The following is an 8,510-nucleotide window of genomic DNA, read 5'->3' on the forward strand; positions in this document are numbered from 1 at the left end:
CTCTGTGGAGAATCGATAATCTCATTTGGCGCCTGCGGTTGCAGGCGGCATCTGGTGACCGTCGAGAACCATTAATCTCATTCGCGGAATCGGTTCTCGATTCGCCGGTGGCTTCCGAGAATCGATAAATGATTCCGCCCCCGGATTACTCGATGCTGTAGCCGAGCGCGCGGTATCCGGCCTGGCGCTTGGCGGCCATGCGCGAGAGCATCGGGACCGCATCGTCGATATAGTCATAGACGAGCACGTCGGTTTTCCCCGCGTGCCGGCGATGCAGGCGCCCTACATACTGGGCGAGCGTCCCTTTCCAGGAGATCGGCATTGTCAGGAACAACGTGTCGAGACGGTCGTCATCGAACCCTTCGCCGATGTAGCGGCCCGTTGCGAGGATGAGCCGCTCCTCGCTGTCAGGCACACGCAGTGCGGCGTCCGCTACCTTGCGTTCCGCCGCGCTCATTCCACCCCGCAACACCACGAGATTTCGCACGAACCGGGATAACCGGCCCTGCAGATATTCGAGATGGTCCTTGCGCTCCGTCAGGATTACCGGCGACCGCTTCGCCTCCAGAGCACGCAGCACGTCATCGAAGATAAGATCGTTTCGGGCCTCGTCCTGCGCCAGCGCGGCATAAACCGCCGGCATTGGCGGTCTGTCCATGATCGCGAGCGGCTGCGGCAGCCGGAATGCTGTGCGTCGCTGCCGTGTGCGGTGGGCGATCCCCCGGCGAGCGGCCTGGGTTCGCGCATCTACCCGATAGCGGATCGGGCCGCATTGCATGAAGATGATCGGCTGGTGCCCATCCTTGCGCGCAACCGTGGCGGACAGGCCGAGCACGAACCTGGCCTTGGCGCGCCGGGCTACAAGTTCGAAGCTCGCCGCGGACAGGTGATGGCATTCGTCGACGATGAGGTGACCATAGTCGCCAACCAGATCCGAGACCTCGCCGTGCCTTACGAGGCTCTGTATCAGCGCCACGTCGATCACGCCGGTAGGCTTTCGCTTGCCACCGCCGATCGTCCCGATCAGCTTTGGATCGATATCGAGGAACGTTCGCAGCCGCTCGACCCATTGGCTGAGCAGTTCCTTGCGATGGACGAGCACGAGTGCATTGACCTGCCGCTTTGCGATGAGGTGTGCGGCTACCACCGTCTTGCCGAACGCCGTCGTCGCGGCCAGCACGCCGTCGTCATGCTGATCGAGCGCGTCGACCGCCCTTTGCTGGGGTTCTTCGAGATCGCCCTGGAATGACAGACCGTCCGGGAGCGGAGTCCCTGCCATTCGCTGGTCGTCGATCCTGACAGTGCTTCCATGAGCAGCTATAAGCGCGACCAGTTCGTCGAGGCATCCTCGCGGCAGCCCGATATGTTTCTGGTGAAGCTCGGCGCAGGAGATGATCCTCGGCTTGCCGAACGTGGGCAGGCGCATCGCCTGCGCCCGATAGAACTCGGGATTCTGGAACGCCGCAAGCCGGACGATCTGCGCGGTTAGCGCCGCCGGCAACCCAGTCCGGTCGATGTAGACCTGATCGCCCAGCACGATCCCAAGTGTGTCGGGCAGTGGTTCGGTCACAGGCAACTGAGGCAGCCGCCGCGACGGCGTCATGCGCCAGGGCTCGGCGGCGTGTTCGTCTTCAACCGGCATCCGCACACCCAGCACCCGCCCGCGCGCTTCCGCGTCGGCCACCATGCGCGCGGCATCGTGTGCATCCAGCTGCGACAGCGAGGACAGGAACGCCCATTGATCGGGATAGGGGTGCAACTGCTCATCCACGAACAGGCTGTTTCCACGCCGGCGGGCGTGCCCCTGCAGCGGCAGGGCGATCAGATTGCCGAACCCGCCGAGCGGCATGGTGTCCTGGCTCGGGAAGAAGCGATCATAGGAACCGAACCCGATCTCCGGACGTCGCTCCATCGTGTCGGTCAACAGCGATGCGCCAAGCGCGCGGGCGGTTCGTGCCGGCACGGCGTCGGCGAAGAAGATCCAGACATGCCCGCCATTGCCGGAACGGGATCGCTCAAGCGCGGCGGGCACTCCTCGCAGGCGGCAGGTTTCCATCATGGCGAGCGCGTCCTCGGCCCAGCTCGTCTTGTCAAAGTCGGCCGCGAGGAACCGGCAGCTCTCGTCCGCGAGCAGCGGGTAAACGCCGGCCACAAAGTCGCCCGCGTCGGATCGCGATAACGCCCGCCCACGCAGATGTTTGTCGATCACCTCGTCCGTCACGGGCAGGAAAGCCTGGTGCGCGCACTCGCCGCATTTGACCTGAGGCTTGTCGCAGAGTCCGCGTTTCCACTCATTGCCGCAGGCGGGTGCATAGCCGCCGCGCCCGGTCTTGCGATTGTCCCAGCGCAGTGGGAAGACATCTTCACGACCGGCGAACAGCCTGCGGAACAGCGCGACCTTCTCGCCTGTCGGCGATGTCGCGGTCACCGGAGCGTTGGAGAACAGGGAGATCGCGTCCGCTTTTCGGTGCCCGGTCGATTGTTGCGTCGCGACGGCGTCCAGCGCTGCGATCACCGCTGCCCGCTCGTCATCCAGCGCCTTGAGCCGGGCCCGCAGCCGCGCCGCTTCATCCGTGCTGGCAGACCCGTTCACATCGCTGCAGTCGTTTCGGGCAACCGATCACGGTAGACTCCACGGATCACTTTTTCGGCGCTCTCGCGGTGATAGAAGGGCTGCAGCTTTCGGCTTCCAGCGATCGCCGGCACCAGACCGGCGCTTCGCAGATGTTGATGAACCCTGACGGCATGGGTAGCTTTGCTGGGGATACGCGCCAGTTCGGCAGCACTGACGAAGCGCGCGCCGAACGCTTCGACCTCTGCTCGCCGTAAGGCGGGCATGATCCTGAGCGGTGTCTGTTTCCTGTCGGTTGTCAGCCATCCCATTTGCTTGAGCTTGGCCACCGTCGGGATGGTCACGCCAAGGTGCCGCGCAGCTTGCGCCATCAGCATGAACATCGGATCGTCCTCATATTCGAGGCCGGTGATCACCGCGTCGGTATCGACCAGTATCTGTGCAATGCCTCGTTCGCCGCGCAAGCGGCACGTAGCCCTGATCTGGCCACGCAGCAGCCCGCCGATAATCGCCTCCGAGGAGCGATAACAGATGCGCACGGCCCGCAGGATCGTCTCGCTGCCTGGCGGCGGCGCTGTGACAAACGGCGCATCACCATGCAAAGCCGTAAGGAGGCGATCGAGATCGGACAGACGATACTGCGCCGGGATCGACGTTCCACTAAGCGGGAAGGCTCGGGGAAGATAGTGTCGCGCTATGAGTGCCTTGAACAGCCCGAGACCGACGTCGAGATAACGCCGTGCTTCCTCGGGAGAACAGGACTCGCGGAAGAAGGCCGTCAACGGCTCCTCGAGGGATTTCGGCGCGACCACACCCCGGGCGTTGCTGGGCAGCGAGTCGATCAACCTCAATGCCGCAGCTACGGTCGCGACCCGTTCAGCAGATACGCCGCAGAGCTTCGCCAGACCGCCTAGCGTGGTGAGATCGCCTTCTGTTGCGGGTTGGCGGAACAAGATTGTGCCTGCTGTTATCGGCACATTTTTCACCACATGATTCTTGACGGTCTCCCGGATTGGATCGAGAGCCGGATTGGTGGACAGGCCGAGCCAGTATTGCAGACGCCCATAGACACCCACGGGCGTCAGACGCTTGAGCGGACATGCCGCCAGCATCCCGTCCAGCATCTTTTCGAACTGGTCGGGGAAGTCCCCGCAGACCGCAAATCCCGCTGCCATGGTGCGGGCACGCTCCGCAGGCTCCTGCCGGCGCCAGCTGACGATCGATCTGCCCCAGCGTGCGACCGAGCCCGCCCATTGCATGATCTCGGCTGCGTCCGCGAACGCCAAGCTGTCGAGGAATGCGTGAGAGATACGCGGCCCGGCACCAAGTCTGCCGACGAGATAGGCGTCGCCGATTCTGCCATCCGACGTGACCGCTTCGCTACATTCCTGCGTGAGATCGCGCCCGCACGCGCAACGCGCTGGTGACAGGTCCGAACGGCGGAACGCGTGCCGACAGGCAGGACAGACCGCCAGCAGCGCCCGACCATGATGAGGACAACTCGATACCTTCGCCAAATCCCACCAGGAGCGCCGCCACGGCCGACAGGCGACCGGCCCGTGACCCTGCTCGATATCGGATCGCATGCAGTCCGGGCAGATACGGGCGAAGTGACAACTATAGCTGATATTGCCGCTGCGGCTCACAAGCTCACCTGCAAGGACGCTCCCACCCTCGGTCTGCAGTATCGAGTTACGAAGCAATGTTTCGAGCGGGACGCCGCTAAGCCGCGCGATATCGTGAAAGCGTCGCCCACGCTCCATATCCCGAACGAAGTCGGTCCGATCGACCAGCGGCACTTGACGCGCAAATTCCAGCTGGGTTTCACAGCCATGCCGCAAGGCAAGACGGTTGAACAGTGCCCAGCCTGGCTCGAACGCTGCCGGCCGCACCCGCAACGCAAGTCGAGTTGCCGATGCTGTCATAATCCCTCGCGCACGAAGGGCCGCAGGGGTTGCGCGCCCCGTCCGCGCAGCTTTGTGACGCGGCTCATGTTCCTGGGCGACGGAGGCACTGTGTCGCGCAGCCAGATTTCGCGCAGGCGTTCGGCCGAACACAGGAAGGGGTTGTCGTAGCGGGCCGGGCCGCCGCTCGGAACTGACGGTTCATCCTCAAGGATCGCATCGAAGTCGAGCATATCCCTGACGTCGGGCTCATAAATCGGATGCCAGCCCGCATGAACCTCTCCCAACAGGTTCAGATCGATCGACCGCCGGCCGATCGCCAGCGCCACGCTCAGGGCCTCGCTCAGATATTTGGAGACGATCCCGATCTCGCCGCCCGTCGCAACATAGATGCGTTTCGCCATCTCGTGCTTCGCGAGGCCGGACGCATCCGGCAACCCCATCATCTTTTCCATGACGCCGAGCACGCCAGAGAACATCGTGCGACCGCTCCGGGTCGCCCAGTCATAGGGCCTGAGGATGATCGTCGGTTGCAACCGACGGCGCAGTTGCATCCTCTTTTCGCCCGGCACGGAGATGTCGAGCAGCCGGGGAAGACCCGCGATCACGATCTGGACTTTCACACGGTTGAGCAAAGACTTGATGAACTCGGTCACTTCCGCCGTCATGTCGGGATTATTCTCGTTCACCATGTGATGCCCTTCATCGATGAAGATCATCTCAGTGCCCGTCTCCTCGGCATAGAAGGCGATCTTCTCGATCACCTCGCTGGTGTTCCAATGGTCTCGCGCACGATAGCCATAGGCGCCGAGGATCGCCCCCACCAGCGCCCGTCGCGTCGTCCGTTCCGGTGCTTCGACGTAAACGATGCGGCGGATATCGGCATCCTCTGTCGCGCTGTCGGGATAGTCGGCCATATAGTCCTCGAGCGCCGTCGTCTTGCCTGACCCGGCAGAGCCGATGATGAGCACGGCCCGGGCCTTGAAGCGTGGGCTGTCCTCGCGCGGGCGGAATCGGCCATGTAACTCGCGGATCGCTGCCTTCGCTTCCGTGTGGCGCGTATGCGGGATCACCGTGGTCTCGAACGCAAGCACGGCGTCGGGCACCGCTGGCCGTGCCAATAACTTCGCGCCGCGACGATGTGTCATCGCCTCAGGTCCGACCATTGTGCAACCAGAGCCTCGATGTCCGCGTCGAGATCGATGACGGGAGGCGACGGAACGGGTGCCTGTTTCGCGGCACGTGGTGCGGTTTCTACCGCCGGTGCCTGCGTTCCTATTTCAGGCGGTCGCTTTTGCCCTTCGATCGGCGTGAAGTAGCGACCATCGGTCTCGTACCGCGCTGCCCGCGTCTTGCTGCGGACTTTACTCGCCTCACTTTGCAGTTCTTCCGCCGTCTGTTCGGCAAGACCGCGCGCCGCTTCGAGATCGGCGACCGTCACCGGTGCATTCTTTGGCAAGCTTCGCTTTGCGATCGAACGATGGATCTTGTGCTGATATTTGGAGACGCCCCGCGATATGCTCTGGTCGACACACGGGATCATCAGCCATTCGCCGCGCGCGTCGTCGAGCAGCCAGACCTCACCCAGATCGTAGGGATCGTAGCGTAACTCCCAGTCCTTCTCCAACCCGCCGCGGCGCGCCAGCAGCGGTTCGAGCTTCTCCCGATCAGCATAGAGCAGCCCCTCATATTGGATGCCGATGTTGGAGATGCGCCGGAAGAAGGTCTCTCCGGTCAGCCGTACAATATGATCGAAGTCGGGAACCGGGCGCACCGGGTAGAGCGCGCTGAGTTCTCGCCAGCGCTCATAGGGAGTGCATTTCAACGTATCGTGGACGCTGCGATGATAGTCATCGACGATCCACTTGAGGATACGACCACGCACTTCCTCGAGCGACAGCCTTGCGCGCGCCACCGGATCATAGAGATCCATAGTCCGCGACAATGTCGTCCCTTCCTCATGGCTGAACACCTGCACGCCGATGGTCTGGAACACGCGCTCGACCGCGCCCTTCAGCCATGGCATTTTCACAGGCAGATTGACGATGCCGATGTCTAGCATCCTGGCGGCCGTCTGCAGCGATTGCGACCGGAACTCCTTGCCGTTGTCGCAGATCAGCCATTCGGGCACGCCGTGGCACGGCCAGTCATGCTCAATATCGGCGAACCCGGAGAGATCCTTTTTCCACAAGGAATGGGCAAGCGCTCTCTGGAGTGAGGCATAGGACGGCGCCTCGAAGCTCAGATGCACCCCTATGATCATGCGGGTGGCGCGATCGAGAAGCGCGGTGAGCCAGGGCCGCCCCAAGGCGCGGCCACTCTCCGGATGCACCACCACCAGATCGATCAGGCAATGATCCACCTCCACTTCTTCGAGCGGCCGTTCGGGCGGGCTCCGCCGCTCGAAGATGCCGAACTTTAGCCAGGCGGCGCGCCGGCCGAAGCGACGCTCATATTCCTGCCGTTCGGTATAATTGTCGCGGATAAACACGCGGAAGGTGCGGTCGCTGACCGCAGGAACATCCTGTTCGCGGCACAGATCCACATAGCGGCGATAGGCATAGTTCTTCCGCCGCCGCGGCATGCCCAGATACCAGACTTCGACGGCTTGCCGCATGAGCTTGTAGGTATCGGGATGATCGCCGTCCTCGCGCGCATAGCGGGGCTGGCGTGCCCCGCGCCGGTGATAGTGCGGGATCAGGAGCCGGATATCGCGGCCGTGCCGGCTCCATACGCTATACCACGCCCGCACCGTATAGGGATTGGGCCGGACCGCTGCCTTGGTGCGGTGCGGCTCGCCGTTCCCTTTTTGCCGCTCCGCGGCCATCCGGGCCGCAAGCGCGGCATCCTCGCGTTCCCATTGTTGATGATGCGCGGCGAAGACAGCCTCAGCGGCCGCAGCATAGGCGCCCATGAGTGTCGGGTGCTCCCCGCGGATCGCGTCGACCATGCGTACATAGGTGTCTCTGCGCTCGGCCTCGCGGCGGATTTCTTCGGGCCAGAACTCCCAGGTTTTTTCCAGCGTCTCGGCGATCGCCTTGGGCAGGCCATCCGCATTGCAGGGATGATGCGTCAGCCGCCGGGCGCCATAGGCGATGTCGATTTCATCGTCGCTCCACGTTCGCGCATCGCTGCCGTTCTGCGGTCGCAGCAGATAGCCACGGCGCTTGCGCTCGATCACCAACCAGAGCGCCACCTGACCTTGATCGTCCCGGATCGAGAGCGTGTCGCCTTGCTGGAAGCGCATCGGCGTTGCGCTCATTTCGCATTCCTTCCCCGCATGAGAACGGTATCGTCACCGAGGGGGCGATCGAGATCCACCGCAAGCTCGCCGACTGCCACGAGGCCGAGCACAATGTTGACATGCACGGGCCGGCCGCCGAGTGCCTCGGCGGCTGCGCCCAGGTTCGACGGAAAGGGGAGGCGGGTGATTATGGTGTGGATCGCGGGGAGGTTTTCTGCAGCCAGCACCGCCACCGTTGCGCGCAGGCGTCGCGCATTAGACAAGCGTGGCTGTCGCCGGATATCGGTGTCGAGCCACATCTCGTGCCGGGAACCTCGGGCCGCACACTCGGCTTCGATTGCTGGCAACCGTCCGCCCAATGTCGGGTCAGCGGCCAATCGCGTGGCCAGCTTCACCTGCCGGTAGATGACCTCGCCGCCCACCGTCTCCAGCCGGATATCGGGGGTGTAACGCCGCTGTCGGCCCGCGTCCGTCCAAACGAAGGTTTCCGGTTGCACACCGAACTGCGCAACATCGGGATCGAAGTCGAGAAGCAACAGCGCATCGCGCTCGAGCAGACTCTCATAAGGCAGCGCATCGCCAGCCTTGATCGACTGATACCAACCCGTGCACGATCTTTGCCCGGGCCGTCCTGCCGGATTTCGGGCGAACCGCACCGTTGCGCCAGAATGCAAACCGGCAGATTTGTCGGTCACGATGGCATCCGCTATTCTCCTTGCGGGAACGACTCGAATTGCCGGTTCAGTATAACTGCTTCCGCAAAGGGCGCTAATCGGTTCCGCTCAGAGCT

General features: G+C 63.3%; 5 protein-coding genes. All 5 read right to left on the bottom strand.

Annotated elements, in window-relative coordinates; translation table 11 throughout:
• Positions 1 to 145: 145 nt before the first annotated feature.
• From PX554_RS26190 to PX554_RS26210, 5 genes are read right to left on the bottom strand one after another with little or no spacing between them, the layout of a single operon-like run.
• The gene (locus tag PX554_RS26190) at positions 146 to 2,593 is read right to left on the bottom strand and encodes a TOTE conflict system archaeo-eukaryotic primase domain-containing protein (protein ID WP_275505007.1); all 2,448 of its coding nucleotides are present in this window, start codon (positions 2,591 to 2,593) and stop codon (positions 146 to 148) included.
• Positions 2,590 to 4,497, bottom strand: a complete 1,908-nt coding sequence (locus PX554_RS26195; RefSeq protein ID WP_275505008.1) for a TniQ family protein — start codon at positions 4,495 to 4,497, stop codon at positions 2,590 to 2,592. The genes PX554_RS26190 and PX554_RS26195 overlap by 4 nt, the downstream gene beginning before the upstream one ends.
• The gene (locus tag PX554_RS26200; RefSeq protein ID WP_275505009.1) at positions 4,494 to 5,582 is read right to left on the bottom strand and encodes a TniB family NTP-binding protein; all 1,089 of its coding nucleotides are present in this window, start codon (positions 5,580 to 5,582) and stop codon (positions 4,494 to 4,496) included. The genes PX554_RS26195 and PX554_RS26200 overlap by 4 nt, the downstream gene beginning before the upstream one ends.
• 38 nt (positions 5,583 to 5,620) lie before the next feature.
• On the bottom strand, positions 5,621 to 7,738 hold the full coding sequence (locus PX554_RS26205) for a DDE-type integrase/transposase/recombinase (RefSeq protein ID WP_275505010.1): 2,118 nt from the start codon (positions 7,736 to 7,738) through the stop codon (positions 5,621 to 5,623).
• Positions 7,735 to 8,415 (bottom strand): hypothetical protein, encoded by a 681-nt coding sequence (locus tag PX554_RS26210; RefSeq protein WP_275505011.1) that lies wholly within the window; start codon positions 8,413 to 8,415, stop codon positions 7,735 to 7,737. Before PX554_RS26210 ends, PX554_RS26205 begins: the two co-directional genes overlap by 4 nt.
• Positions 8,416 to 8,510 lie beyond the last annotated feature (95 nt).

The organism is Sphingomonas pollutisoli, from assembly GCF_029167165.1.
GTDB classification, from domain to species: Bacteria; Pseudomonadota; Alphaproteobacteria; order Sphingomonadales; family Sphingomonadaceae; genus Sphingomonas; species Sphingomonas pollutisoli.

What these genes read in the sequence shown, in the direction of transcription:
- PX554_RS26195 (WP_275505008.1), bottom strand. Translation starts at nt 4,497, where the DNA reads ATGACAGCATCGGCAACTCGACTTGCGTTGCGGGTGCGGCCGGCAGCG.
- PX554_RS26205 (WP_275505010.1), bottom strand. Translation starts at nt 7,738, where the DNA reads ATGAGCGCAACGCCGATGCGCTTCCAGCAAGGCGACACGCTCTCGATC.